This is a genomic window from Streptomyces sparsogenes, assembly GCF_001704635.1.
Lineage (GTDB): Bacteria > Actinomycetota > Actinomycetes > Streptomycetales > Streptomycetaceae > Streptomyces > Streptomyces sparsogenes.
Genome location: NZ_MAXF01000045.1, coordinates 1 through 25,872 on the forward strand (window position 1 = coordinate 1; position 25,872 = coordinate 25,872).

The window sequence follows — 25,872 nt, forward strand, 5'->3', positions numbered from 1 at the left end:
CCCGCCGCCCGTCTGAACGGACTCCCCACCGCCCGGCGCGTCTGAACGGACTCCCCACCGCCCAGCGCGTCTGAACGGACTCCTCGCCGCCCGGCGCGTCTGAACGGACTCCCCACCGCCCGGCGCGTCCGAACGAACACCGGGCGCGCCCGCCGTCTCCCCCGCGCCGGGGCCGGGGCCCGAGGGCCCGGGCCCCGGCGCCGGGGGGAAGGCACGGACGGCCTACTCGTTGTGCAGCACCTTCGCGATCGTCAGCCTCGCCGCCGAGCGGGCCGGGACCAGCGCGCCGAGGACGGCGATCGCGACCCCCGCCAGGGCCAGCACGGCCAGCTGCGGCGCGTGCCAGACGTCCTTCATGGACTCCGGGAACGCGACCACTCCCACGTGGTCCACGAGCAGCCGGTGCGCGGCGATCCCGAGGGGTATCCCCAGCAGCCCGCCGACCGCGCCCACCCCCGCCACGGACGTCACGGTCATCACCGTGACCTGGCGTGGCGTCATGCCGATCGACTTGAGCATGCCCAGGTCGCGGCGGCGTTCCCGGGTGTTGAGCAGGACCGTGTTGAAGACGCCCAGAGCCGCGACGACGGTCAGCAGCACGGTGAACACCGCCGAGAAGCTGACGACGGTCGCGGCCGTGGTGTTCGTCGAGCTGCCGGGCAGCAGATACAGCCCCGGGTCGGACGCCTTGACCGCCTTGGCGTACGCCTCGGCGTCGGCGCCGTCGGCGAGTTCGACCGTGTACTCGATGGCCCGCAGGTCCGGGGCGAGCTCGGCCAGGGTCTCCCAGGTGGATTCCACCGCCTGGGGGTTGCCCTCGATGAGTTCACCGACGACGGTGACGCGGGTCTGCCGGCCGTCCAGATACAGGGTGATCCGGTCGCCGACCGCCAGCCCGCGCTGGTTCAGGAACGCCGGACCGGCCGCGACCTCGCCCGGCCCGTGCGGCCAGTGCCCCTTGACGATGTCGGAGTCGTACATCCGGGTGTCCCCGCGGTAGAAGTTCGCGAAGACGGGCTGCGTGTACCCGGCCAGGCGCACCTTGCTGAGTGCGCGGGCGGTCACCAGGTCCGCCCCGGGAAGCGACCGCAGCCGTGCCTCGATCTGGCGGTCGCTCAGTTTCGGGACCTTCTGGTCGAGCCCGGGCCTGCCCGCCTCCACGTTCACCCACGCGGCGCCGTTGTTCTGGCCGTGTTTCCCGAACGCGACCATGGTGCTGGTCAGACCGGTCGTCAGCGTCACGGTCGTGACGCCGAGCACGATGGCCGCCATCGTCATGAGGGTGCGGCCCGGGCGGGCGAAGGGCTGGCCCAGGCCCAGGCTCACGGCGCGCGGCAGCCGGGTGCCGCTGAGCCCCCGCTGGACACGCAGCCCGCGCCCGGTCCGCGGCGCGTTGCCCGCGCTGATCGCCCGGGCCGCGGGGAGCCGGTGCGCGCGGAGCGCGGGGACCAGCGCGGCGAGCACGACGACGGCGGGCATGCCCAGCAGACAGACGGCGTACACCCACGAGCTGACGCCGATGGAGGTGTCGCCGGTCTCGATCCCGCTGAAGGCGTCCCGCAGGATGGGCTGCGACAGCGCGTCGCCGATCAGGGTCCCGGCGGCACAGCCGACGACCGCGGGCACGGCGACCATCGTGAGGTAGACCGCGACCACCTGGTTCGGCGTGAAGCCCAGCGCCTTGAGCACCCCGATGTGCCGGTTCCCGGAGACGACCGCCCCGCTGACCACGTTCCCGACGATCAGGGCGGAGACCAGCAGGCCGAGGACGCCGAAGACCGTCATGAACGGGAGATAGGAATCGGCCACCGCGGAGAAGGCCCGCTTGAGCGTGAGGTAGGACTGCGTGGTGGTCAGCGAGCCCCTGGGCAGCCCCGCGGTGGCCTCCGCCAGGCCGTCGCGGATCTGCCCGTCGGTGGAGGACTTGGTGAAGCGGTAGAGCATCTGGACCGAGGCCGGGTGCAGCGCGGCCATCTGTTCGGGTACGACCCAGGCGCCGGCGGACTTGCTCATGCTGGTGGCGAAGCCCACGACGGTGAGTGCCGGGACCCCGCGCGCCCTGAGCTTCGTACCCAGCTTGTCCGGGCCCGGGGAGCCCTGGACGGGCCAGTTGACGACGACCTCCCCGGGCTTGGTGGCCCAGCGGCCCTCCAGGAGACGGACGCGGTCCACGCTGCCCGCCGGATCGGACCGGCCCACCACCGTCAGGGGGCCGGACGGGACCCACAGCCACTGTTCCGGTATGTCGACGGTGGCCTGGAGATACGGCCCCGCGGCGGCCTGGACACCCGGCCGCCCGGCGGTGCGCGCCAGCTCGGTGGCCGAGACCTTGGTCCGGTCGAAAGTCGCCACCACATGGGCGCCGCGCTGCTGGGCGAAGGCCCGCTCAAAGGGCGCCGAGGCGGCGCTCATCAAAGCCAGCGCGAGCAGGACGGTCGTGGTCGAGCACAGCACGACCAGTCCTATGACGGCCGTCTGGACCTTGCGGCGCCTCACGGCCACGCGCGAGGCCGACCAGACGGCGCTCACGCGCTCGGCTCCAGCGCGCTCTCCCGGGCCACCCGGCCGTCGGCCACCTCGATCAGCCGGCTGGCGCAGCGGGTGGCCAGATGCGGGTCATGGGTGACGATCAAGAGGGTCTGGCCGATCTGGTTGAGGTCGATCAGCAGGTCCATCACCTGCTCGCCCGAGCGGCTGTCCAGGGCACCGGTCGGCTCGTCGGCCAGCAGCAGGGCCGGACGGTTCATCAGCGCCCTGGCCACGGCGACCCGCTGGCGCTCCCCACCGCTCAGCGCGGCCGGATAGGTGTCCTTGCGGTCGGCGATGCCGAGTTCGTCGAGGAGTTCCAGCGCACGGCGGCGCGCCTGCCGGGCCGAGATCCCGGTCAGCTGAGCGGCCAGCGCCACGTTGTCCAGCGCCGGGAGGTCGTCGATGAGGTTGAAGAACTGGAAGATCATGCCGATGTGCCGCCGCCGGAACAGGGCCAGCCCGGTCTCGTTCAGCTTGCCGAGGTCCTGGCCGTGGACCTCGACGGCTCCGGATGTCGGCCGGTCCAGGCCCGCGACCATGTTGAGCAGGGTGGACTTGCCGCAGCCGGAGGGCCCCATCACGGCGACCGCGTCCCCCGCGCGGATCTCCAGGGACATGCCGTCCAGGGCCTTGGCGTCGCCATATTCCTTGTGTACGCCGTCCAGCCGCACGACGACCTGCTGCGAGCTGCCGGGATCTTGAGTCATGGCACGAACCTAGGATCGGCGGGACGGGGCGGCGTCCCTCCCCGGATGTAACCGTACGGGGCCGTCATCCCGGGGATGTACGGAGCTGGACCCTGGGAATGACGCGGATCACGGGACGGGCTGCGAGGCTGGCGGAGTGTGGAGTTCGGGCGTGGGGTGGCTGGTCATCGCGCTGGTGGCGGCGTGCACCGCCGCCGGCTGGCTGGGCGCGGCCCTCATCCGGGTGCGGCGGCGCCACCGGTCGGCCATCGGGGAGCGCGGCTGGCTGCTGGAGCGGGAGCGGGAGAGCGCGGCCCGGACCGCGGTCGACGCCGAGCGGGCCCGGATCGCGGCGGACCTCCACGACATCGTCAGCCACAACGTGAGCCTCATGGTCGTCCAGGCCGGTGCCGCCCGCGAGGTGCTGGCCACCATGCCGGACGAGGCCGCGGCCGCGATGAGCGCGGTCGAGAGCGCCGGCCGGAACGCGATGACCGAACTGCGACACCTGCTCGGCCTGCTCGCCCCCGCGCAGAACGGCGACGACGAGCCCTACGGGACGGATCTGTCGGGGACGGGCCTGTCGGGTACGGGCCTGTCGAGTACAGATCTGTCGGGTGCGGGCCTGTCGGGTACGGATCTGTCCCCCCAGCCGAGCCTGAGCAGGCTCAGCCCGCTGATCGACCGGTTCGCCTTCGCCGGCCTGCCCGTGGACGTACGAATCTCCGGGGAACCGCGCCCGCTGCCGGGCGGAATCGATGTCACCGCCTACCGGATCATCCAGGAGGCGCTGACCAATGCCCTCAAACACGGAATCTCAGCGAAGGCCGAGGTGACAGTGCGGTACGCGGACCACTACCTACGGGTCGAGGTGCTGAACAGCGGTCCGAGCGTCCTGACGGCCGGCGGCGCCGTATCTCCTGGTACCGCTGCTGGTACCGCCGCCGGCGGCTCCGCGTCTCCCGTCCGCCCTGCCGCCGGTCGGGCGGACGGAGCCGGGCGCGGGTTGCTGGGGCTGCGGGAGCGGGTCGCCGTCTACGGCGGTGACCTGGACGCCCGCCGCCGCCTCGGCGGCGGCTACCGCGTCCGCGCCCGGATCCCCCTGGACCGGCCATGACGCCCGCCGAACCCGCCGCCCCCCGCGTCGTCGTCGCCGACGACCAGGAACTCGTCCGCACCGGCTTCCGGCTGATCCTGACCGCCCGCGGCATCGACGTGGTGGGCGAGGCCGCCGACGGGGCGGAAGCGGTGGCAGCGGTGCGCGGGCTGCGGCCCGACGTGGTGCTGATGGACATCCGGATGCCCGTCATGGACGGCCTGGAGGCCGCCCGCCGCGTGCTCGCGCAGGCCCCGGACTGCCGGGTGATCATGCTGACCACCTTCGACCTCGACCGCTACGTCTATGCCGCCCTCGCCGCCGGCGCCAGCGGCTTCCTCCTCAAGGACGTCACCCCGGAGCACCTCGCCTCCGCCGTACGCCTGGTCAGAACCGGCGACGCGCTGCTCGCCCCCTCGATCACCCGCCGCCTGGTGGAGCGTTTTGCCGGGGCTGAAGAACAACGACACCGGGCCGGGGCCGAACGACAGCCCGGGACCCCGGCCGTCCACCGCGACCTGGCCGCCCTGACGCAGCGGGAGCGCGAGGTGCTGACGCTCGTCGGCCGGGGGCTGTCCAACAGCGAACTGGCGCGGACGCTGACGCTCAGTGAGGCGACAGTGAAGACCCACGTGGCCCGGATCTTCGCCAAACTCGCCCTGCGCGACCGAGCCCAGGCCGTCGTTCTCGCCTACGAGACAGGACTCGTCTTCCCAGGTGACTCGGCAGGAACCCGCCAGCAGAGGCGGTGACGCCCGGGCGACCGGATCGCCGCCCGGGCAGGGAGTGTGCAGGCCGCAGGGGGTGTGCAGGCCGCAGAGCGTTTGCAGACCGCAGGGGGCTTGCAGACCGCAGAGGGCTCGCAGGCCGCAGTGGGTTCGCAGGCCGGGACGGATGCCGTCAGTTCAGGCGGATGCCGTCAGTTCAGGCGGGGGCCGTCAGCCCAGGAGGCCCCCGAGGGCGCCGGTGCCCTCGGGGGCGCTCTCGCTGTAGCCGTAGGCGTCGCCGGACGTGCCGCCGTTGCCCACGACGGACTCGGGCAGGGACTCGCCCTCGCCGGTCCCGAGGCCGGCCCGGCCGCCCACGGACGACTGCCCGTCCGGGGTCGCCGGGGCGGCGGGACGCCGGGGCTGCCGGGGGGCGGTCCGGGCGCCGTTCTGCGGCCGGGTGGGGCGGGCGGTGCCGCCGGTCGTGGCCGAGGCGCTGGGCGAGCCGGCCGAGGAGGACGCCGACGGGGCGGTCGAGCCGGCCGCCGGGGTGCGCGGGGACGGGGCTCGGCCCTCGCCGAGCGGACCGCGGGTGGCGCCCGTGGGGCTCTGGTCGGCCCGCCGCGGCAGCGGAGAACCGGGCAGGTTGTTCGTCGGGACGTCGCTCGGCTCGGGGGAACGCACCGTCTCGGAGGCCCGTACGGCGCCACCGAGCATCGAGCCGACCAGCAGCGTCATTCCGGCCACCACCAGCGCCATGAGCCCGCCCCGGCGCAGCACCCGCCGCCGCAGCTCCCACAGCCCCACCCGGGGCCCGAGCCGCCGCCACGCCTCGCCCGCGAGCCGGGCGTCCGTCGAGTAGACCGGGGCGCCCGCGATGATCAGGGGGCTCCAGGCGGCGAGGTAGATGATGTCCGGCGCGTCGTACGCCGGTACGGTCCGCCAGCTCACGGTCAGGATCAGCGCCGCCGACAGCGACGCGCCGAAGAAGGCCGCCAGGCGCTGCCACAGCCCCAGCACGGTGAGCACCCCGACCACGATCTGCAGGAAGGCGACGGTCAGGCCGGCGCCCACGGGGTGGCCGAGCGCCAGGTCGCGCAGCGGCTCCGCGATGGGCCAGGGGTGCAGCGACCGCAGCCAGGTGACCATGGAGCCGCGCTCGCCGCCGTCGAAGTAGACCGGGTCGGAGAGCTTGCCCATGCCGGCGTAGACGGAGATGAGGCCGAGGAAGACGCGCAGCGGGAGCAGGACGACGCCCAGGTTCATCCGGCGGCCCGGGTAGTAGGCGTGCCGTACGGAGTCGGAGTGGCGACGCTGGCGCGGCACCTCGGCGGACCGGGCCGCCCGCCCCCCGGCCGCCGCCCGGCCCTCGGCCGCCCGGCCCTGGGAGGCCCGGCCCTGCGAGGCGCGGGCTTCCCGCGGCGTCCCGTGCCGCGGCCCGCCGGGCCCGTCCGCCGGCGGCATGGACTCGGTGTGGGGGCTGCGGCGCGGGCCGACGACCGTGGGCGGGCCGTCGTCGAACCTGAGCCGGGGCAGCACCTGGGTGGCCGCCGCGTCGTCGCCGCCGTCCCGGGCGGTGCCGTCCCCGGTGCCGGGCGCGCCGGAGTCCGCGAGCCCCACCCCCGCGTACCGCACGGCCTGCAGCAGCCGGGTGGCCGCCGCGTCGCCACCGGGCCGGGTGCGGCCGCTCCACACCACGGGCGGGCGGCGCCGGGCGGCGGCGGCCGGGACGCGGGCGAGCCGCGTCGTGTCCGCCAGCGCGCTGCTCACCACCGGGGCGGCGAGCTGCACCCGGAAGCTCACGGGATTGACGATGACCTGCGCCGGATCGCTCGGCACCTTGGCCATGGCCAGCTGTGGCTCGTCGTCAAAACCCGGTGCGCGTCCCCCCAAGGGCGTGCGGGGTGTTCTGGTCTCCACGCTCATCTAACCGAGTGACGCGCGGTTAGGACACTGCCTTGACCCCTGCCGGGTGTCCGAGACCCGTCAAACCATGATCAGCTCAGTGCCGGTGCCGGACCGCCTCGTACAGCACCACACCCGTCGCCACACCCGCGTTGAGCGACTCGGCGCCGCCCGGCATCGGGATGCGCACCAGCACATCGCAGGTCTCGGCGACCAGCCGGGACAGCCCCTTGCCCTCACTGCCGGCCACGATCACCACGGGGCCCTGCAGCACCTCGGCGTCCTGCACCTCGGTCTCGCCGTCGGCGGCCAGCCCGACCACCATCAGGCCCGCCTTCTTGTAGGCCTCCAGCGCCCGCGTGAGGTTGGTCGCCCGCGCCACCGGCGTACGCGCCGCGGTGCCCGCCGAGGTCTTCCACGCCCCCGCCGTCATCCCGGCCGCGCGCCGCTCCGGCACCACCACACCATGGCCGCCGAACGCCGACACCGACCGCACCACCGCGCCCAGGTTGCGCGGGTCGGTCACCCCGTCCAGCGCGACGATCAGCGGGTCCTCGTCCGCGTCGGCCGCCGCCGCGACCAGGTCCTCGGGGTGCGCGTACTCGTACGGCGGCACCTGGAGGACCAGCCCCTGGTGGTTGAGGCCGTTGGTCATCCGGTCCAGCTCGGGGCGCGGGGCCTCCATGAGGTGGATGCCGCCGCGGTCGGCCGCGAGCTTCAGCGCCTCGCGCACCCGGTCGTCGCTGTCGATGAACTGCTGGACGTAGAGCGTGCTGGCCGGGACGCCCTCGCGCAGCGCCTCGACGACCGGGTTACGGCCCACCACCAGCTCGTTCGTGCCCTTGCCGCCACCCCGGCGCGGGGCCGGGCGGCGGGCCGCCTGCTTGGCGCGCGCCTGGGCGACGCGCTGCTTGACGTGGCCCTTGCGCATCTCGGCGGGCGGGGTGGGGCCCTTGCCCTCCAGCGCCCGGCGCCGCTTGCCGCCGCTGCCGACCGTCGCGCCCTTCTTGTTGGCGGTGCGACGGTTCCTGCGCTGGCTGTTGCCGGCCATGGGGTTCACCTGTTTCTCGTCCGTGGCCGCCCGCCGGCCGCCCGGCCCTGGCGGGCCTCACGGCTTCGCGCGGCTGCGCCGCCGGGCCTGGTCCGGCGGCTGCCTGCTTGGGTCATGTCGTGGTGGGTGCGCCGGGCGGCACACCGCGTGTCGGTCGGGGCGGGGCCCCGGGGGGTCGGCCGGGGTGAGGCCCCGGGGGTCGGTCGGGGCGAGGCCCCTCGGGTCGGCCGGGGCGGGGCCCCGGGGTCGTCTGCGCGGTGGCGGTGGTCCCGGCACCCCGCGCGGGGCAGGGCGCCGCGGCCACCGGGGTCAGCGCGAGCCGAGCTCCCAGCGCGGCCCGCTCGGGGTGTCCTCGATGACCAGCCCCGACTGCTGCAGCTGGTCGCGGATCGCGTCCGCCGTCGCGTAGTCCTTGCGGGCCCGCGCGGCCTGCCGCTGCTCCAGGACCAGCCGTACGAGCGAGTCGACCACTCCGTGCAGGTCCTCGCCCCGGTCCGGGCCGCCCGCCCAGTGCTCGTCGAGCGGGTCGAGGCCCAGCACGCCCAGCATGGCGCGCACCTCGGCCAGCCGCGCGACCGCCGACTCCTTGTCGTCGGCGGTCAGGGCGGAATTCCCCTGGCGGACGGTGGTGTGGACGACCGCGAGCGCCTGCGGAACGCCGAAGTCGTCGTCCATCGCCTCGGCGAACGCGGGCGGCACCTCGGGGGCGGGCGGGACGACCTTCCCCGCCTTCTCGGTGACCCGCTGCACAAAGCCCTCGATACGCGCGAACGCGGACTCGGCCTCGCGCAGCGACTCCTCGCTGTACTCGATCATGGAGCGGTAGTGCGGGGTGCCGAGGTAGTAGCGCAGCACGATGGGGCGCCAGTGCTTGACCATCTCGGAGACCAGCACCGAATTGCCGAGCGACTTGCTCATCTTCTCGCCGCTCATGGTCACCCAGGCGTTGTGCGTCCAGTACGTCGCGAAGTCGTCTCCGAACGCCTTGGCCTGCGCGATCTCGTTCTCGTGGTGCGGGAAGATCAGGTCGACGCCACCGCCGTGGATGTCGAAGGCCGAGCCCAGGTACTTGTGGGCCATCGCCGAGCACTCCAGGTGCCAGCCGGGCCGGCCGCGCCCCCACGGCGTCTCCCAGCTCGGCTCGCCGGGCTTGGCCGCCTTCCACATGGCGAAGTCGCGCGGGTCGCGCTTGCCGCCCTCACCCTCGCCGGACGGCTGGCGCAGCCCGTCCAGGTCCTGGTTGGAGAGCTGGAGATAGCCGGGGTACGAGCGCACGTCGAAGTAGACGTTGCCCTCGGCGGCGTAGGCGTGGCCCCGCTCGATCAGGCCCCGCATCATCTCGATCATCTCCGGCACATGGCCGGTGGCCCGGGGCTCGTAGCTCGGGGGCAGGCAGCCGAGGACGTCGTACGCCGAGTTGAAGGCGCGCTCGTTCTCGTAGCCGATCGCCCACCACGGACGGTTCTGCTCGGCCGACTTGGCGATGATCTTGTCGTCGATGTCGGTGACGTTCCGGACGAACGTCACGTCGTAGCCGCGGTAGGCGAACCAGCGGCGCATGATGTCGAAGTTGAGCCCCGACCTGATGTGCCCGATGTGCGGGGCGGCCTGCACGGTCGCGCCACACAGGTAGATCGAGACACAGCCCGGCGTGAGCGGGTTGAAGTCACGGATCTGCCGGGCGCTGGTGTCGTACAGGCGAATAGTCACGCATCAAGGGTAGACGGAAGGCAGTAGTGCCCCGCGACCTTATGGCCGCAGGGACACAGAAGCGTGACCCTTGGGACGCCCCGACCGGCGCCGCGGCCGGCGCCGCGGCCGCCGGCCCGACCGCCGGCCGGGCTGCCGCTCCGACTGCTGACCCGCCCGCGACCGGCCCGTGACCCGTCTGCCGCTCCGACCGCCGGCCCGACCACGACCCGTCTGCCGCTCCGACCGTCGGCTCGACCGCCGTTCCCTCACCGCTCAGACCCTGCCGACCACCTTGCGCGGGGTGATCCGTACGGCGATGCGCTGGGCGTCCTCCGCCGAGGCCGGGTTGAACTCGGCGTACTTCTTGCCCGCGTACTTGAGCGACAGCTCGTCGATCAGTTCGTTCGCGCCCTCGGTGGTGTAGGTCGCGGTGCCGCGGATCTCCGCGTACGTGTACGGGGCGTCGGCGGGCTGCACCACGACCGACACCCGCGGGTCCCGGTCGAGGTTCTTCTGCTTCTGCCGCCCCATGGTGGTGGAGATCAGCAGCTCGTCGCCGTCGCGCTTCACCCATACCGGGGACAGCTGCGGGCTGCCGTCGGCCTGGATGGTGCCGACGGTCACGAAGACCGGGGTGTCGAGGATGCGCTTGAGCTCGTCGGAGAGTGCGGCTGGCACGGCGGTTCCTTCCCTCGGGAGATACGTACGGTGTGTTGGGTACCCGGTGAGCGCCCGACACACCGTCAAACCTCCGCGAGCAGGGCCGTTCGGCGCAGCGCCTTCCCCCGCCCGCCGTCGCCCTGATCAGGCCGTCTGGCGCGCCCGCACCACCAGGGCCGTGGCGATCGCCGCGAGGCCCTCCGCCCGGCCGGTGAGACCCAGGCCGTCGGTCGTGGTGCCCGAGATCGCCACCGGCGCCCCGACCGCCGCCGAGAGCGCCTTCGTCGCCTCGTCCCGCCGCTTGCCGATCTTCGGACGTACGCCGATCACCTGGATCGCCACATTCCCGATCTCGAAGCCCGCGCTCCGGACGATCCGGGCGGCCTCGGTCAGCAGCGTGACCCCCGAGGCCCCGGCCCACTCGGGGCGGTCGGTACCGAAGTGGGCCCCCAGGTCACCGAGGCCGGCGGCGGAGAACAGCGCGTCACAGGCGGCGTGGGCGGCGACGTCGCCGTCGGAATGCCCGGCCAGGCCGTACTCCGCGCCCTCCCACAGCAACCCCGCGCACCACAGCTCGCGGCCCTTCTCGAAGGCGTGCACATCGGTGCCGATGCCCACGAGCGGCATCGCGGCCGCGGGCACCCCGGCCACCGGCGCCCCCGGGGCGAGCATCCCGGCCACCGGCATCCCAGAGGCGGGCGTGTCAGGGACCGGCGTGTCGGGGGCGGGCGTGTCGGGGACCTCAGAAGCCATCGGTGGCCCTCCTCCGGGCGAGTACGGCCTCGGCCAGCACCAAATCGAGGGGCCGGGTCACCTTGAACGCCTCCTCGTGGCCGGGCACGACCACGACCTCGACCCCGAGCCGCTCCACCATCCCGGCGTCGTCCGTCGCCCCCTCGCCCTCCAGGGCGATCTTCTCGTGCGCGGCGACCAGCGTGGCCCGGTCGAAGCCCTGCGGGGTCTGGACGGCGCGCAGCAGCGCGCGCTCCGGGGTGCCGACGACCGGTTCGGGCTCGCCGGCCCGCTCGCCGGTGCGCGGCTCGACCTGCTTGACGGTGTCGGCGAGCGGCAGCGCCGGGACGACGGCGGGCGCCCCCTCCCGTACGGCGGTGACGACCGCGTCCACGGTGTCGACGGGGACCAGCGGACGCGCCGCGTCGTGGACCAGGACGGTGGTGATGTCCTCGGGCACGGCGGCCAGACCGCGCCGGACCGACTCCTGGCGGGTCTCGCCGCCGGGGACCACCACGACCTCGGTGGTGCCGGTCAGCGGATACGCGTCCAGCAGCCGACGGACCTCGTCGGCCCCGTCCGGCGGGGCGACCACGACGACGAGCACGACCGAACGGGACCTGGCCATGGCACGTACGGCGTGGACCAGCATGGGCGTGCCGCTCAGCGGACGCAGCGCCTTCGGCGCGCCGGGCCCCAGGCGCACCCCGCGGCCCGCCGCCGGGATGACGGCAGCGGTACGGGCGGGGCGGACGGGGCCCTCGGCGCCCCCGGGACTCGCGGACTGCCCTGATGCGGACATTGAGTTGGCGTTCAGGTTTGCTTCCTCGACCGAGATGGGTATGGCCACAGCGTGCCGGGCGCGATGCGCCGACCAGCCCCTTCCGTGACGACTGGTCGAGCCAGCTGCCCGGGCCCGGCACGCCATGTACCGGGCCGGACTGCGTTCCAGACAGCGTTCGGCGTGGGCCTGAGGGCGATGGGCGACACCGTGATACCGGCATGCGCACATGCCGCAGCGCCCGGCGACAGATGCTGGATCTGAGTCACTCGGGCACCGCGGCATCTATGGGTCAGGACGCGAGGACCTCGTCGAGCAGAGCCTCGGCCTTGTCTTCGTTGGTGCTCTCCGCGAGGGCGAGCTCACTCACCAGGATCTGGCGTGCCTTCGCAAGCATGCGCTTCTCACCGGCGGAGAGTCCGCGCTCCCGCTCTCGGCGCCACAGGTCGCGCACCACTTCGGCGACCTTGATAACGTCGCCGGAGGCGAGCTTCTCGAGATTTGCCTTGTAGCGACGGGACCAGTTCGTCGGCTCTTCGGCGTACGGCGCCCGCAGCACCTCGAAGACCCGGTCCAGCCCGTCCTGGCCGACCACATCACGCACACCGACGAACTCCGCATTGTCCGCCGGCACACGAACCGTCAGGTCACCCTGAGCGACCTTCAGCACCAAGTAGGTCTTGTCCACGCCTTTGATCTGGCGAGTTTCGATGGCCTCGATCAGCGCGGCCCCGTGATGGGGATAGACCACGGTGTCGCCAACCTTGAACGTCATGTGACAGGTACCCCTTCCGTGGCTATCCAGGGTAACACGGGAACGCCTTGTTCTGAATGGCGTTTTCGCAGGTCAGGGCATATCTCGGGGCTTGACAACAGCGGGCGGAACGTGCTGGGAGAGGTCTGCGGAAGCGGGTATTCGCAGGTGGGAGCGGCTGCGCAGGCGCAGCGAAACCCGTACGTTACACCCTTCGACGACCCCTCACGAGTGACACTATGTCCCGATTTGCCGGAGTCCAGTCGAAGGACTTCCGCTACTCCGTTCGGGCTCGGAGCGACTGATCGCATCACGTTTCCCGAATTGATCACGCCAGAGTGGATCAAGGGTGGATCGAGAGTGGATCAACAGCGTTGATCAATTCTCGGACGTCCACACATTCCTTACCGATAATCGCCCTTCACACCGTCGGAGCGATATTTCACCGGTGCGGCGGCAACCACCGCCGCCACGGCCCCTGGCGGGGGCGGGGCGGGGGCGGGGCGGGGCCCCGAGCGGGGGGCGGGTGCGGCCCCGGGCGGGCGCGGGCACGGCCCCGGCGGGCGCAAGGGCGACCCCGAGCGGGTGCGGGCGCGGCCCCGGGTGGGTCGGGTGCGGCCCCGGGCGGGGGGCTCGGTAACCTAAGCCCGCTGATCCAACTTTTACCTAGCCCTAGGAGATGCCGCCGCCGTGAGCAGCAGCCTTCGACGCGGCGCCCTCGCCGCCGCCGCCCTCGTGGTCTCGGTCGCCCCGCTCTCCGCCTGCGCGGCCGGGAACGACGCGCAGACGCTGCAGGTCAAGCCGGACAACGCCGCGACGTCCGTCGGCGATATCAAGATCCAGAACGCCACGATCGTGACCCAGCCGGAGCTCACGGCGAAGGGCCCGGCCATCGTCACGGCCAAGATCTTCAACAACGGCAAGGACGACCAGACCCTCAAGGCCATCACCCTCCCCGGGACCGGCTCCACGGTGAAGGTCTCCCCGGCCAAGGGCAAGGGCCCGGTCGTCGTCCCGGCCGGCGGCTCGGTGCTCCTCGGTGGCAAGGGCAACCCCTCCGCGGTCATCGCGAACGGCCGCGAGGCCGCCAGGGACGGCGACGCGCAGCGGGTCGTCTTCGACCTCAGCGCGACGGGTGACGTGCCGATCACGGCGTTCGTGGTCCCGGCGAAGCACTACTTCACGGACTGGGGTCCCTCCCAGCTCCCGACCGCCACCCCCACCACGGCACCGGCCAGTCCGAACGGCGAGCAGACCACCAAGCCCGGAACCAAGCCCGGCACCAAGCCCTCCGGCTCCGCCACCGCGACCAACAAGCCGTCCGGCGCGGCGGGCGAGAGCAACGCCCCGACCAACGGCATCGCGTCGGGCGAGCCGACGCCGACCGGCCACTGAGCCGACAACGACCGCGAGGGGCCCTGGAAGCGACTTCCAGGGCCCCTCGCGTGCGCGACCCCCACGGCACCCCTCGCACCGCTCGGCCCCAGGGGGCCTCCCGGGCTTCGGGACGCCGCGCCGGACTCCGTCCGGCCACCCGGCCACCCACTCACGGCCCGGGGCCGGCCGTCCACAGCCGGCGCCCCGGCAGCTCACAGCGCGCCACCCCGGCCACCACCGGCCCGGCCTACGGCTCGAACTTGTAACCCAACCCCCGAACCGTCACCAGATACCGCGGCGCCCCCGGGTCAGGTTCGATCTTCGCGCGGAGCCGCTTGACGTGGACGTCCAGCGTCTTCGTGTCGCCGACGTAGTCCGCGCCCCAGACGCGGTCGATCAGCTGCATCCGGGTGAGCACCCGGCCCGCGTTGCGCAGCAACATCTCCAGCAGGTCGAACTCCTTCAGCGGGAGGTCCACCTTGCCGCCGCCGACCGTCACCACGTGCCGGTCCACATCCATCCGTACCGGCCCGGCCTCCAGCGCGGCCGGAGTGACCTCCTCCGGCTCGCCGCGGCGGCGCAGCACGGCGCGGATGCGGGCGACCAGCTCGCGCGAGGAGAAGGGCTTGGTCACGTAGTCGTCGGCCCCTATCTCCAGGCCGACGACCTTGTCGATCTCACTGTCCTTGGCGGTCACCATGATCACCGGGACGTTGGAGCGGCCGCGCAGCTGCCGGCACACCTCCGTGCCGGGGAGGCCCGGCAGCATCAGGTCGAGCAGCACCAGGTCGGCGCCGTTGCGCTCGAACTCGTCGAGCCCCTCGGGTCCCGTTGTCGCGACGGCGACCTCGAATCCCTCCTTGCGGAGCATGTACGACAGCGCGTCGCTGAACGATTCCTCGTCCTCGACGACCAGAACTCGGGTCACGGAAGGACCTCCGGGGCAGAAAGGTGTTCACAGGAATTGGTCTCGTACGGCCGGTCCTGGTCCTCTCCATCGAGGTCAGCGTTGGTCTCGTACGGCTCGCGCGACGAGCGGTCGCGGTCTCGGGCGCGATCGCGGTCACGATCGCGCACCGAGCCGGCTTCCGGCAGCCGCAGGGTGAAGGTGGAGCCCTGTCCCTCGGCGCTCCACACGGTGACCTCCCCGCCGTGCGAGGCGGCCACGTGCTTGACGATGGCGAGTCCGAGCCCGGTCCCGCCGGTCTGTCGCGAGCGTGCCGGGTCGACCCGGTAGAAGCGCTCGAAGATCCGCTCGCGGTCCTTCTCCGAGATGCCGATGCCCTGGTCGGTGACGGCGATCTCGATCAGGTCGCCGCCGGTGGCGGGGAGGCGGCGGGCGGCGATGCCGACGCGGGTGCGGGCCGGGCTGTAGTTGACGGCGTTCTCCACGAGGTTGCCGAGCGCGGCGGCCAGCTGGCCGCGGTTGCCCCACACGTGCAGGTCGGCGGTGCCGCCGGTGGCCATGGTGATCTGCTTGGTGCCGGCCTGGTGGCGGCAGCGGTCGATGGCCTCGGCGACCAGCTCGTCCACGCGGACCGGCTCCGCGTCCTCCAGCGGGTCGTCGTTCTGCACCCGGGACAGGTCGATGAGCTCCTGGACCAGGCTGGTCAGCCGGGTCGCCTCGATCTGCATCCGGCCGGCGAAGCGGGTGACGGCCTCGGGGTCGTCGGACGCGTCCATCACGGCCTCGGAGAGCAGGGACAGCGCGCCGACGGGGGTCTTGAGCTCATGGCTGACGTTGGCGACGAAGTCGCGCCGTACGGCCTCGATCCGGCGGGCCTCGGTGAGGTCCTCCACCAGGAGGAGCACCAGGCGGGAGCCCAGCGGGGCGACCCGGGCCGACACCGCGAGGGCCTCGCCGCGGCCGGTGCCGCGCCGGGGCAGGTCCAGCTCGATCTGCCGTATCTCCCCGTCCCGCCGGGTGTCGCGGGCCATCTGCATCATCGGCTCGACGGCCAGCTTCCCGCCCCGGACCAGTCCGAGGGCGTACGCCGCGGAGCTGGCCTTGACCACGGCGTCCGCCTCGTCGAGGACGACGGCCGAGGACCGCAACACGGACAGCACGGTGTCCACGCCGGGCGGCAGCACAGCGTCGGTGTGCAGTGAGGAACGCGTAGGCTTCGCCTGTTCGCGTTCACTCCAGCGGAACGCCAGCATGGCGATGACGCCGGTGCACAGCCCGGCGAGCGCCGCCAGTGCGGCGATCGCCGCGTTCACGTTCATGCGTCCAGGTTATGCGCGGCACGAGACAGCTCCACAGCCCCAGACGGGCGCCCTCAGGGAGACGTTTCCCAGAGTTCACCGGGGAGTCAGCAGCGGTTCACTCCGGATGCCGGAGCCCGACGCGTTCCGGACGGAACGTGGAAGCCTGGGGGCGGCTCGTCACGAGACCACGAGTCCACGTCCACCGAGAGTCAACAGCGAGACACAGCGAGAGAAGGTCACTGATGCGGGACGCGTACCACGAGGAGCTCGATTCGATCGGGGAGGGCCTGGTCGACATGGCCCGGCTGGTCGGCTCGGCCATCGGGCGGGCGACCACGGCGATACTCGACGCGGACCTCAAGCTCGCCGAGAGCGTCATCGCCGCCGACGAGAAGGTCGACGATCTGCAGCGCGACCTGGAGGCGCGGGCCATCACCCTGCTGGCCCGGCAGCAGCCGGTCGCCACGGACCTGCGGATCGTGGTCACCAGCCTCCGGATGAGCGCCGACCTCGAGCGCTCCGGCGACCTCGCCCAGCACGTCGCCAAGCTCGCCCGGCTCCGCTTCCCCGACTCGGCCGTTCCGCGCGACCTGAACGCGACCATCCTGGAGATGGGCCAGCTCGCGCAGCGGCTGATGGCGAAGGCCGCCGAGGTGATCATCACCAAGGACGTCGACCTCGCGCTGCAGCTCGAGGAAGACGACGACGCGATGGACCTCCTGCACCGCACCCTCTTCCAGCACCTGATGGACGACCGCTGGAAGCACGGCATAGAGACGGCCGTCGACGTCACCCTGCTGGGCCGCTACTACGAGCGCTTCGCCGACCACGCGGTCTCGGTCGCCAAGCGCGTGGTGTACCTGGTCACCGGCGAGCACGCGGACGAGATCGCGCAGGTGGAGACCCCCGAGGGGGCGTGACGCCGGTAGACCCCTGACCACGCTCCTCCGGCGTGTTCAGGGGTCAGGGTCAGGGGGGTCATGGTCATAGGTCTACCCGGGCGGGCCTGCGCGGCGACGCGAGTGCACCCCGGCACGCGGCGGGCGGGCGCACGACGGGCGCGCGCCCTGTGGGTGAACCCCGCGCCGCGCGCGGGCGCGCCCTTGCGCGCCGGGCACGCGGCCACCACGCGCCGCCGTGCCGTGCATCCGCGCGCCGTCCATGCGCCGCTGCGGGCGAGACCCGGAGGACCGGCACCATGAGCACGAGGCGACCCCTCTCCAGGACCTCCCGAGACCTCCCAAGGAGGCGTCATGGCCGAGTTCCCCACTCCCGCCCCCGCCGACCCCGCCCGGCCGGCAGCCGAACACCGCCCCCCGCTCCCCCTCCTCGGCGCCTGCGGCTGCGGCTCCGGCTGTTCCTGCGGCTGCCAGTCCGGCGGCTCCTGCTCCTGCGGCGGCAACTGCGGCTGACCCTTCACCACGCGCCCGCCACGCACGAGGAAGGGCCTTCGACCGGCGGCCGGTCGAAGGCCCTTCGCCACACACACCGCCCCGTACCCCCAACGCGCACCCAGTTTCCGGGGAAGCGCATCACCTCAGAGCCGCGGGGCCTCAGAGCCTCGGAGTCTCGGTGCGGCCAGCAGGGTCAGCGACGCAGCAGGGTCAGCGACGCTTGGTCTTCTTCTTCTGCGGCTTGTTCCAGTCGCCTCGATGTATCTGGCACCGCGAGTAGCCAATCATCGCGGGATTCTGACAGGGGTTGCCCGTCGCGGTCTTGGTCGAGCCACACTTGACCTGCTTGCCCATACATCCCCCTCGCCCGGTCGGCACCGTCTCGGGTCAATCGTCACCGTGTAGAGGCACGGGCCGTGCCCGACACAGGCACATACGGCCGATTTCAGGCGCCTTCGGACCGATTTCCGTCCTTCTCCGAACCCGCAACTGCTGTGCATCGACACCCGGCCGGGACGTAGCGAAGATCCGTCTGTCAGGCCCGGTGCGACGGCCGGACGAGGTGCTGATGAAAAAGCGGCAAGGTCGGCGAGTCCGATCAAGCTGAGGAGGGGTTCGATGCCCGGCGACGCGCGCCACGGCCTGTCAGTTCCCCGGTCTAGGGTCGCCCGCATGGCCGAGCCCTCCTTTCTGACCGCGGTCCGGGAGTCGTACGACACGGTCGCCGCCGCGTACGTCGAACGCGTCCCGCCGCCGGGCGAGATGGACCCCTTGTCCCGCGCGATGCTGGCGGGGTTCGCTGAACTCGTACGGACGGCCGGTCTGGGGCCGGTCGCGGACGTGGGGTGCGGCCCCGGCCGCATAACGGCGCACCTGGCCGGTCTGGGGGTGTCCGCCTTCGGCGTCGATCTGTCACCGAAGATGATCGGGTTGGCCCGCGACGCCTATCCGGACCTGCGGTTCACCGAGGGCTCGATGACGGCCCTGGAGACGGGGGACGGCGAACTCGGTGGCATCCTGGCCTGGTATTCCACCCACCACACGCCCCCGCAGTGGCTGCCGGCGGTGTTCGCCGAATTCCACCGCACGCTCGCGCCCGGCGGCTTCCTGCTCTGGGGAGACTACGTCGGCAATGAACGACTGCAGCCGACCCACGGCTATGGCCTTCCCGTGTCCTATGAGTCGCACCTTCTGCCCCTGGACCACATGGCCGGCCTACTCGGCCAGGCAGGACTCATCGTCACCGCGCGACTGGAGCAGGAGCCCGGCGGACGGGCGAACAGACCGCGCGCCTGCCTCCTGGCCCGCAAGCCCGAAAGGCCTGACGGGGCAGGTTCCCGCGGCGAGGCCGGCCGAGCGTCTACACCTCTACGATGCGGTTCATGAAGGCAGCCGGTAACGCAGCCCCCATACGCGCCTGTTGGCTCTCGTGGCTCGCGGTCGAGACCGTGGATCAGGGAGAAGTGGTGAGCGCCCTCGGCTTGACCGAATGTACGGGACATTGCCTGGGCCGATGGCGTGGAACTCATCGACGATGTGGCGCACGACGAGAAGGAGCCGTTCTCCACAGTCGTTGTCACCCCACCCATGCAGGGGTGGACCCTGGTCGTCGGACCGTACTTCGGCCTGCCCTTTCCCCAGCAGACGGCGCACCTCACCGACGTGTGTCGTGAGTTGAGCGCGAACTTCGGCAAGGCCCAGCTCTTCTTCCATAGCGAGCAGAACGACGGGGAGGCGTGGCTGATCGCCGAACGCGGCCGCATCCGCAGGCGCTGGATCAGTGAGTATCCGCAGCTGGCCCTGGGCGAACCGTTCGGAGTCGAGCGACGGCTCCTCGACGCCTACGGCATCACGGGCAAGCCCGAGGATCTGGACCCCAACAGCGACCTGGCCGACCGTTGGGCCGCTACCTGGGGGGATTGCTGGGCTACGACGGTCGCGGGGGAATCCAGCATCGCCCCCACCACAACCGCCCCCGACACCGTCTCAACCAGCAGCATGCTGGTGGCAGCCGCCGCACCCATCGAGTAGGCACACCGCCTGCCACCGAAGAGGCTTGCCGCCGGCCTCGACACCGTCCGGCCCGGTCCGGTCCGACCCGTCCCGCACCCGTCAGCCCACGGCCCCGATACCGAAACAAGCCCCCTGCCCGCAGGAAAACCGCAGGTAGGGGGCTTGATCAGTCCAGGTTACTTCTTCTTGCCCTGGTTCTTGACTGCCTCGATGGCGGCCTTCGCGGCCTCCGGGTCGAGGTAGGTGCCGCCCGGGGTGAGGGGGCGGAAGTCGGCGTCGAGTTCGTAGGAGAGGGGGATGCCGGTGGGGATGTTGAGGCCCGCGATGTCGGCGTCGGAGATGCCGTCGAGGTGCTTGACCAGGGCGCGCAGGGAGTTTCCGTGGGCGGCGATCAGGACCGTGCGGCCGGCGAGGAGGTCGGGGACGATGCCGTCGTACCAGTAGGGGAGCATGCGGACGACGACGTCCTTGAGGCACTCGGTGCGCGGGCGCAGCTCCGGGGGGATGGTGGCGTAGCGCGGGTCGTCGGCCTGGGACCACTCGGAGTCGTCCTCGATCGGCGGCGGCGGGGTGTCGTACGAGCGGCGCCACAGCATGAACTGCTCCTCGCCGAACTCGGCGAGGGTCTGGGCCTTGTCCTTGCCCTGGAGGGCGCCGTAGTGGCGCTCGTTGAGGCGCCAGGAGCGGTGGACCGGGATCCAGTGGCGGTCGGCGGCCTCCAGGGCGAGCTGCGCGGTGCGGATGGCGCGCTTCTGAAGGGAGGTGTGGACCACGTCGGGAAGCAGGCCGGCGTCCTTGAGCAGCTCACCGCCGCGGACTGCCTCCTTCTCGCCCTTCTCGTTGAGGTTGACGTCCACCCAGCCGGTGAACAGGTTCTTCGCGTTCCACTCGCTCTCGCCGTGGCGGAGGAGGATCAGCTTGTACGGTGCGTCGGCCATGACCTCGAGCCTACTTGACCCGGGTGGGCGGGCCGCGTGACGGATCCGGCAATCCGGTGGCGCGGGAGGGGTGGGGTCGGTAAGGTGCCGCTACCGCTTGCGCCACTTACATTTCGGGGGTTGTCCGATGTCCGTCGCCCTACCGTCCCTCGCCCGGATGAGGCAGGCAGCGCGGGAGAGCGTCTCGGGGCTGCCCCGGGCGTACTGGTGGCTGTGGACCTCGACGCTGGTGAACCGGCTGGGGGGCTTCGTCGCCCCGTTTCTCGCCATGTACCTGACCGTCGACCGGGGATATTCGGCCTCGTACGCGGGGCTGGTCGGCGCGCTGTACGGGCTGGGCGGGGCGGTGTCGGCGGTGGGGGCCGGGGTGATGACGGACCGCCTGGGGCGCCGCCCCACGCTGCTCGTCTCGCAGAGCGCGACGGCGGTCAGCGTCGCCGTGCTCGGCTTCGTCCAACACCCGGTCGCCATCGCCGCAGTCGCGTTCCTGGTCGGCATGGCGAGCAACGGGTCGCGGCCCGCTGTGCAGGCCATGATGGCCGACCTCGTCGCCCCCGCGGACCGGATCCGCGCCTTCTCGCTGAACTACTGGGCCGTCAACCTCGGCTTCGCCTTCTCCGCGACCGTGGCGGGGCTGATCGCCGAGCACGGCTATCTGGCGCTGTTCCTGGGTGAGGCGATCATGACGCTGCTGTGCGCCGTCGTCGTCTTCGTCAAGCTGCCGGAGTCCCGCCCCGTGCGGGAGGAGCCGGCGGGCGCGGCGGCCGCCGCCGCCGAGCCGGAGGTCGGGCTGGGGACGGTGTTGCGCGACCGGGGGTTCATGGCCGTCGTGGCGCTGTCGTTCCTGGTGGCGGCCCTCATCCAGCAGGGGTTCGTCGGCCTGCCGGTGGCCATGGGCGCGAGCGGCCTGTCCAGCTCGGACTTCGGGCTGGCCATCGCCGTGAACGGGGTGCTGATCGTGGCCCTCCAGATCCCGGTCACCCGCTTCATCGAGCGGCACCGGGAGCCGACCCGGCTGCTGGTCGGCGCCGCGCTGCTGATCGGCTACGGCTTCGGGCTCACCGCCTTCGCCGGATCGGTCGCGGTGTACGCCCTGACCGTGTGCGTCTGGACCATCGGCGAGATCATCAACACCCCGATCCAGATGGGCCTCGTCGCCCGGCTCTCCCCCACCCACGGGCGCGGCCGCTACCAGGGCGTCTACGTGCTCTCCTGGTCACTCGCGGCGCTGGTCGCCCCGCTGGCCGGCGGTGCGGTCATCGACCACTTCGGGGCGGATGTGCTCTGGGCGGCGTGCGCGGTGGTGGGGACCTTGACCGCGGTCGGGTACGGGGCGCTCGTGCGCGCCGTCGCGGCGGAGGAGCGGGATGGTGATGGGGAGGGGGATGGGGATGGGGATGGTGTGACGGGGGATCGTCTGGGGTCCGGCAGCGCTTCGGAGGCCGGCGGCGCTCCCGCGTCCGGCGGCACTTCCCCGTCCGGCGGCGCCCCGGGGTCCGGCGAGACCGACCGCCCCGTCGCGGCGGGCTGACGGCGCCACCCTCATGGCGTGAGCCTGGGCACCAGGGGACGGGTGTGGAAGCTCGGCCCCAGCGACGGGCTCAGCGTCCACTCCGGGGCGGTGGGCAGCCGGTAGGACGGGGTCGGGTCCGGCCAGGGCGAGACCCCGCCCGACACGCCGCCGCCCGAGACGCCGCCATCCGGCAGGCCGCCCCCCGGCAGGCCGCCATTCGACAGACCGCCATCCGACAGGCCGCCGTCCGGCAGGCCCGCGGAGGTGCCGCCGTCCGGCAGGCCTGCGGAGGTGCCGCCGCCCGGCAGGCCGGCGGAGGTGCCGCCCGCCGGGTCGTATGTGCTGGTCGGGTTCACCCGCTGCCAGCCGGTCCCGGGATAGGGCCGCTCCTCGCGGTTGGCCCACAGCAGCCAGGTCACGGCCGTCAATCCCAGCAGTACGGTGAGCGCCAGCACCTGGATGCCGGAGATGCGCCGCCGGGCGGGTGCGTCCACGCCGGGGGTGATGCGGATCTGCGGCCGGGACGGCCACGCTCCGGTCTGCTCCGCCCGTTCGGGCGCCCATTTCGGCGCCCGTTCCCGCGCCCCAGCCCCCGCCGCGCCCGTGAACCCCGGCAGGGGCGCCCGCTCGTCCAGCCCCAGGGCAGCCAGGTGCAGGCGGAGGCGCTGGGTCTGACCGGGCAGGCGTACGGCCGCGTCGGCCCAGTCCCGGATCGTCTCGGGCGCGATGCCCTCGGGCGGTACGAGGGTGCCCGGGCCGGTCCAGTGCATCGTCCAGTGTGCGCTCCCCCGCGCGACCAGGTGCGCTCCGATCAGTACGTACAGGGCCTCGGCGAGCAGGCCCAGCGGATCGCGCCCGGCCGGCGCCGCGCCCTCCGCCGGCGGCACACGGCTGCCCAGGGCACGGGCGAGCGGCATCCGCCGTCCGCTGTCCAGCAGGCGCAGCACCCGCTGTACCGACATTTCCCCGGGCAGTGACCCCGGCAGCCCCGGCATTGGCCCTGGCTGTTCCCCCGGCGGTGACCCTGGCGGTTCCCCCAGCGGTTTCCCCGGCAGTGACCCCGGCGGTTTCGCTGGCGGTTTCGCCGGCGGTTCCCCCAGCGGTTTCCCCGGCAGTGACCCCGGCGGTTTCGCTGGCGGTTTCGCCGGCGGTTCCCCCAGCGGTTTCCCCGGCAGTGACCCCGGCGGTTTCGCTGGCGGTTTCGCCGGCGGTTCCCCCAGCGGTTTCCCCGGCAGTGACCCCGGCGGTTTCGCTGGCGGTTTCGCCGGCGGTTCCCCCAGCGGTTTCCCCGGCAGTGACCCCGGCGGTTTCGCTGGCGGTTTCGCCGGCGGTTCCCCCAGCGGTTTCCCCGGCAGTGACCCCGGCGGTTTCGCTGGCGGTTTCGCCGGCGGTTCCCCCAGCGGTTTCCCCGGCAGTGACCCCGGCGGTTTCGCTGGCGGTTTCGCCGGCGGTTCCCCCAGCGGTTTCCCCGGCAGTGACCCCGGCGGTTTCGCTGGCGGTTTCGCCGGCGGTTCCCCCAGCGGTTTCCCCGGCAGTGACCCCGGCGGTTTCGCTGGCGGTTTCGCCGGCGGTTCCCCCAGCGGTTTCCCCGGCAGTGACCCCGGCGGTTTCGCTGGCGGTTTCGCCGGCGGTTCCCCCAGCGGCTCCCCCGGCAGTGACCCCGGCCCGTCCCCTGGCCGGCCCGCCGCCTCCTCGACCGTACGGACCGCCTCCGCCAGCGGCCTCAGCAGCCGGGTCGCCCGGTGCTCGGCCAGCAGACGCAGCCACTCCCGCCATGGCACGCTCGCCGCCGTACGCCCGCCCGGGTGCAGCGTGCGGCCCAGCGCGCGCGCGTAGCCCGATGGCACGTCGAGGGGTTCGGCGAAGCGGTCCGCGCCGGCCGGGGGTGGCTGGTCGGGGAGGCGGGCCAGGCGGCTCAGGCGGGTGGCCAGGTCGGGGTGCGGGTCGTCGCGGTCGGCGGGCCGCTCGGTGGCCCGCGCCCTCAGGGCGGCGAGCGGCTCCCGCAGCTCGGGAGCCTCCACCATGTGGGCGAAGACACGGAACGGGTCGTCCGGTACGCGCCCCTCGGCCCGGCGTACGGGGGTGAGGAAGCCCCCGACGAACTCCAGCCAGGCCACCTCCAGCGCGGCCGCCGAGCACAGGGCGTCGGCGACAGTCCGCGCCCCGGCCACCCGCGCGGCCTCGCGGTCGGCCTCGATCTCCTGGCGCCGCCGGACCGGGCGGGTGAGCCGGCGGAAGAGGAGCGTGTAGCCGCGGAGCAGGAGCAGCGGCCCGCCCGCGTACGTCCGTACCAGGTTGTTGGCCGCCGCCGCGCTGTTGATCGCCTCGCGGGCGGCGGCCAGCCCCACCGTGCCGCGGTGGGCGAGGGCGCCGAAGCGGCTGTGGCGCCGGGAGAAGTGGCCAAGTTCGTGCGCGAGCACGGCGCGCAGCTCGGCGGGCGGCAGGCCCACCATCAGGGGCAGGCCCAGATAGAGGGTGCGGCGGCCCGACATCAGGCCGAGGAACGTGGCGTCCTCGGTGACCGAGGCGTTGACCTCGGTGGTCAGCCGGATGGCGTCCGGCGGGGCGGTGCCCACGCCGGCGGCCAGCTCCTCGACCGCCGCCCATAACGCGGGGGCCCTGCGCCTGCTCACCCACACCGTGTCCTCGGGCGGCGCGGCGGGCCGCGCGGTGCGCGCCACCGCCCACACCATGCCCCCCACGATCGGCGCGAACGCGGCGCAGGCCACGATGACGCTGGTCGGCGGCGCCGTGCTCTCCGGCATCCCCGCGCTCCATAACCCCAGCACCAGGAAGGCCAGCCACAGCAGCACCAGGAGCGCGACCAAAACGTAGAAGACGGCCAGCAGCACCAGGGCCAGTACGGCACGGGCGGCGGCGACGGCGGCGGTGATCACCGGCCGCCCCGATCGGCCTCACGGCCTGGGCCGCCACCCGGATCGGCCTCACGCCCTCGTCGGTCGCCGCGCTCGTCCTGCCAACCCCGATCGGCCTGCCCGCCCCGCCCGCCGCCCCGATCGGCCTCACGTCCTCGGCCGTCGCCGCGCTCCTCGGGCGGCAGCGGCGGCACGGGCGGCGACGCGCGCAGGCCGTCCAGCAGCCATGCGGCAGCGCCGCGCAGCGCGCTGGACAGCGGGTCGGTCCGTACGCCGGGGACCAGGGACTCGCCGGGTCGGCCGAGCTCCGGGGAGACGTCGAGCAACAGGCTGAGCCGGGCGCGGGCCTTGTGCAGGTTGCTGCCGACGCTCCCCGCGCTGATGCCGAGCTCGGCGCCGATCTCCGCGTAACTCATGCCCTCCAGGGAGTGCATCACGACCACCTGGCGCTGGCGCGGCGGCAGCATCCCGAGCGCGCGCAGTGCGGCCAGCGCCTCCGAGGTCTCCTCCACGCCGGCGGAGGCGGCGGCCGGTACGGTCAGCTCGGTCGGCTTCCAGCGGTACCACCAGCGGCGGCCGTCGCGCGAGAGCTTGCGGCGCATGGTGGTCGCGACCCAGCCCTCCGGCGAGGCGCAGGCCCGTACCGTGGGCCAGCGGCGCATCGCCTCGATGAACGCCTCCTGGACGGCGTCCTCGGCGTTCTGCCGATTGCCGCTGAGCATCACCGCGCGGGCGGCGAGCCAGGGGTAGGTGCGGGCGTAGAACTCCTCGAAGTCCTCGAACTCTTCGGACTGCTCGAAGTCCTCGAACTCCTCGGGCTGCTCGGACTGCTCGGACTGCTCGCTCGGACTGCTCGAAGTGCTCGGACTGCTCGGACTGCTCGGGCTGCTCGGCTTGCTCGAAGTCCTCTAAGAGGCCCTAACAGAAGTTGTTGATCACGTGACCGTCGGCTTGGCTTGT

The 25,872-nt window shown here is 72.9% G+C and carries 22 protein-coding genes and 1 pseudogene; 8 read left to right on the forward strand and 15 right to left on the reverse strand.

The window, feature by feature from the left end; all coding sequences use genetic code 11:
- Positions 1-222: 222 nt before the first annotated feature.
- On the reverse strand, positions 223-2,529 hold the full coding sequence (locus BBH68_RS10630) for an ABC transporter permease (protein WP_065961075.1): 2,307 nt from the start codon (positions 2,527-2,529) through the stop codon (positions 223-225).
- Positions 2,526-3,236 (reverse strand): ABC transporter ATP-binding protein, encoded by a 711-nt coding sequence (locus tag BBH68_RS10635; protein ID WP_065961078.1) that lies wholly within the window; start codon positions 3,234-3,236, stop codon positions 2,526-2,528. Before BBH68_RS10635 ends, BBH68_RS10630 begins: the two co-directional genes overlap by 4 nt.
- 151 nt (positions 3,237-3,387) lie before the next feature.
- On the opposite strand from BBH68_RS10635, the gene BBH68_RS10640 reads away from it, so the two are divergent.
- Together BBH68_RS10640 and BBH68_RS10645 are read left to right on the forward strand one after the other, a co-directional pair.
- Positions 3,388-4,332, forward strand: coding sequence for a sensor histidine kinase (locus BBH68_RS10640; RefSeq protein WP_104531273.1), 945 nt, complete (start codon positions 3,388-3,390; stop codon positions 4,330-4,332).
- Positions 4,329-5,063 (forward strand): response regulator, encoded by a 735-nt coding sequence (locus BBH68_RS10645; RefSeq protein WP_065961080.1) that lies wholly within the window; start codon positions 4,329-4,331, stop codon positions 5,061-5,063. The genes BBH68_RS10640 and BBH68_RS10645 overlap by 4 nt, the downstream gene beginning before the upstream one ends.
- A gap of 186 nt (positions 5,064-5,249) precedes the next feature.
- On the opposite strand, the gene BBH68_RS10650 is transcribed toward BBH68_RS10645, so the two are convergent.
- The 7 genes from BBH68_RS10650 to BBH68_RS10680 form a co-directional block, all read right to left on the reverse strand.
- Positions 5,250-6,866, reverse strand: a complete 1,617-nt coding sequence (locus BBH68_RS10650) for a DoxX family protein (RefSeq protein WP_065961082.1) — start codon at positions 6,864-6,866, stop codon at positions 5,250-5,252.
- Between the two features lie 154 nt (positions 6,867-7,020).
- Entirely contained in the window at positions 7,021-7,974 is a 954-nt protein-coding gene (gene rlmB, locus BBH68_RS10655) for a 23S rRNA (guanosine(2251)-2'-O)-methyltransferase RlmB (protein WP_065961084.1), read from the reverse strand.
- Between the two features lie 309 nt (positions 7,975-8,283).
- Positions 8,284-9,684 carry a cysteine--tRNA ligase gene (cysS, locus tag BBH68_RS10660; RefSeq protein ID WP_065961086.1) on the reverse strand — a complete coding sequence of 467 codons (1,401 nt, stop codon included), beginning with the start codon at positions 9,682-9,684 and terminating at the stop codon, positions 8,284-8,286.
- A 255-nt stretch (positions 9,685-9,939) separates the two neighbouring features.
- Positions 9,940-10,344 (reverse strand): PPOX class F420-dependent oxidoreductase, encoded by a 405-nt coding sequence (locus tag BBH68_RS10665; protein WP_065961087.1) that lies wholly within the window; start codon positions 10,342-10,344, stop codon positions 9,940-9,942.
- Between the two features lie 126 nt (positions 10,345-10,470).
- Positions 10,471-10,998 carry a 2-C-methyl-D-erythritol 2,4-cyclodiphosphate synthase gene (ispF, locus tag BBH68_RS10670; RefSeq protein ID WP_170066556.1) on the reverse strand — a complete coding sequence of 176 codons (528 nt, stop codon included), beginning with the start codon at positions 10,996-10,998 and terminating at the stop codon, positions 10,471-10,473.
- Positions 10,999-11,068: 70 nt separating this feature from the next.
- Positions 11,069-11,860, reverse strand: coding sequence for a 2-C-methyl-D-erythritol 4-phosphate cytidylyltransferase (gene ispD / locus BBH68_RS10675; RefSeq protein ID WP_065961088.1), 792 nt, complete (start codon positions 11,858-11,860; stop codon positions 11,069-11,071).
- Between the two features lie 271 nt (positions 11,861-12,131).
- Complete coding sequence (locus BBH68_RS10680) at positions 12,132-12,614, reverse strand: CarD family transcriptional regulator (RefSeq protein WP_009716930.1); 483 nt, start codon at positions 12,612-12,614, stop codon at positions 12,132-12,134.
- A 669-nt stretch (positions 12,615-13,283) separates the two neighbouring features.
- Between BBH68_RS10680 and BBH68_RS10685 the strand changes: the two genes are divergently transcribed.
- Positions 13,284-13,988 (forward strand): DUF461 domain-containing protein, encoded by a 705-nt coding sequence (locus BBH68_RS10685; RefSeq protein ID WP_065961090.1) that lies wholly within the window; start codon positions 13,284-13,286, stop codon positions 13,986-13,988.
- A gap of 229 nt (positions 13,989-14,217) precedes the next feature.
- Here the strand turns inward: BBH68_RS10685 and phoP are convergent, their stop codons facing one another.
- Positions 14,218-14,898, reverse strand: a complete 681-nt coding sequence (gene phoP / locus BBH68_RS10690) for a two-component system response regulator PhoP (protein ID WP_065961092.1) — start codon at positions 14,896-14,898, stop codon at positions 14,218-14,220.
- Complete coding sequence (gene phoR / locus BBH68_RS10695; protein WP_065961094.1) at positions 14,895-16,196, reverse strand: two-component system sensor histidine kinase PhoR; 1,302 nt, start codon at positions 16,194-16,196, stop codon at positions 14,895-14,897. Before phoR ends, phoP begins: the two co-directional genes overlap by 4 nt.
- 224 nt (positions 16,197-16,420) lie before the next feature.
- Between phoR and phoU the strand changes: the two genes are divergently transcribed.
- The gene (gene phoU / locus BBH68_RS10700; protein WP_065961097.1) at positions 16,421-17,098 is read left to right on the forward strand and encodes a phosphate signaling complex protein PhoU; all 678 of its coding nucleotides are present in this window, start codon (positions 16,421-16,423) and stop codon (positions 17,096-17,098) included.
- 333 nt (positions 17,099-17,431) lie between these two features.
- Positions 17,432-17,590, forward strand: a complete 159-nt coding sequence (locus BBH68_RS41890; RefSeq protein WP_170066554.1) for a hypothetical protein — start codon at positions 17,432-17,434, stop codon at positions 17,588-17,590.
- Positions 17,591-17,782: 192 nt separating this feature from the next.
- Here the strand turns inward: BBH68_RS41890 and BBH68_RS41895 are convergent, their stop codons facing one another.
- Positions 17,783-17,926 carry a hypothetical protein gene (locus BBH68_RS41895; RefSeq protein WP_170066555.1) on the reverse strand — a complete coding sequence of 48 codons (144 nt, stop codon included), beginning with the start codon at positions 17,924-17,926 and terminating at the stop codon, positions 17,783-17,785.
- A gap of 318 nt (positions 17,927-18,244) precedes the next feature.
- Between BBH68_RS41895 and BBH68_RS10705 the strand changes: the two genes are divergently transcribed.
- Both BBH68_RS10705 and BBH68_RS10710 read left to right on the forward strand, forming a co-directional pair.
- Positions 18,245-18,958, forward strand: coding sequence for a class I SAM-dependent methyltransferase (locus BBH68_RS10705; RefSeq protein WP_065961107.1), 714 nt, complete (start codon positions 18,245-18,247; stop codon positions 18,956-18,958).
- Between the two features lie 132 nt (positions 18,959-19,090).
- Entirely contained in the window at positions 19,091-19,603 is a 513-nt protein-coding gene (locus tag BBH68_RS10710) for a hypothetical protein (RefSeq protein WP_065961098.1), read from the forward strand.
- Between the two features lie 158 nt (positions 19,604-19,761).
- Here the strand turns inward: BBH68_RS10710 and BBH68_RS10715 are convergent, their stop codons facing one another.
- Positions 19,762-20,523 (reverse strand): phosphoglyceromutase, encoded by a 762-nt coding sequence (locus BBH68_RS10715; protein ID WP_065961099.1) that lies wholly within the window; start codon positions 20,521-20,523, stop codon positions 19,762-19,764.
- 157 nt (positions 20,524-20,680) lie between these two features.
- On the opposite strand from BBH68_RS10715, the gene BBH68_RS10720 reads away from it, so the two are divergent.
- Positions 20,681-22,054, forward strand: a complete 1,374-nt coding sequence (locus BBH68_RS10720; protein WP_425428805.1) for an MDR family MFS transporter — start codon at positions 20,681-20,683, stop codon at positions 22,052-22,054.
- Between the two features lie 11 nt (positions 22,055-22,065).
- On the opposite strand, the gene BBH68_RS43005 is transcribed toward BBH68_RS10720, so the two are convergent.
- Together BBH68_RS43005 and BBH68_RS10730 are read right to left on the reverse strand one after the other, a co-directional pair.
- Positions 22,066-24,933 carry a M48 family metallopeptidase gene (locus BBH68_RS43005; RefSeq protein WP_065961103.1) on the reverse strand — a complete coding sequence of 956 codons (2,868 nt, stop codon included), beginning with the start codon at positions 24,931-24,933 and terminating at the stop codon, positions 22,066-22,068.
- Positions 24,930-25,676 (reverse strand): annotated as a pseudogene (locus tag BBH68_RS10730) (RNA polymerase sigma factor); the annotation flags it as partial. The gene BBH68_RS43005 and the pseudogene BBH68_RS10730, both read right to left, overlap by 4 nt.
- Between the last annotated feature and the right edge of the window lie 196 nt (positions 25,677-25,872).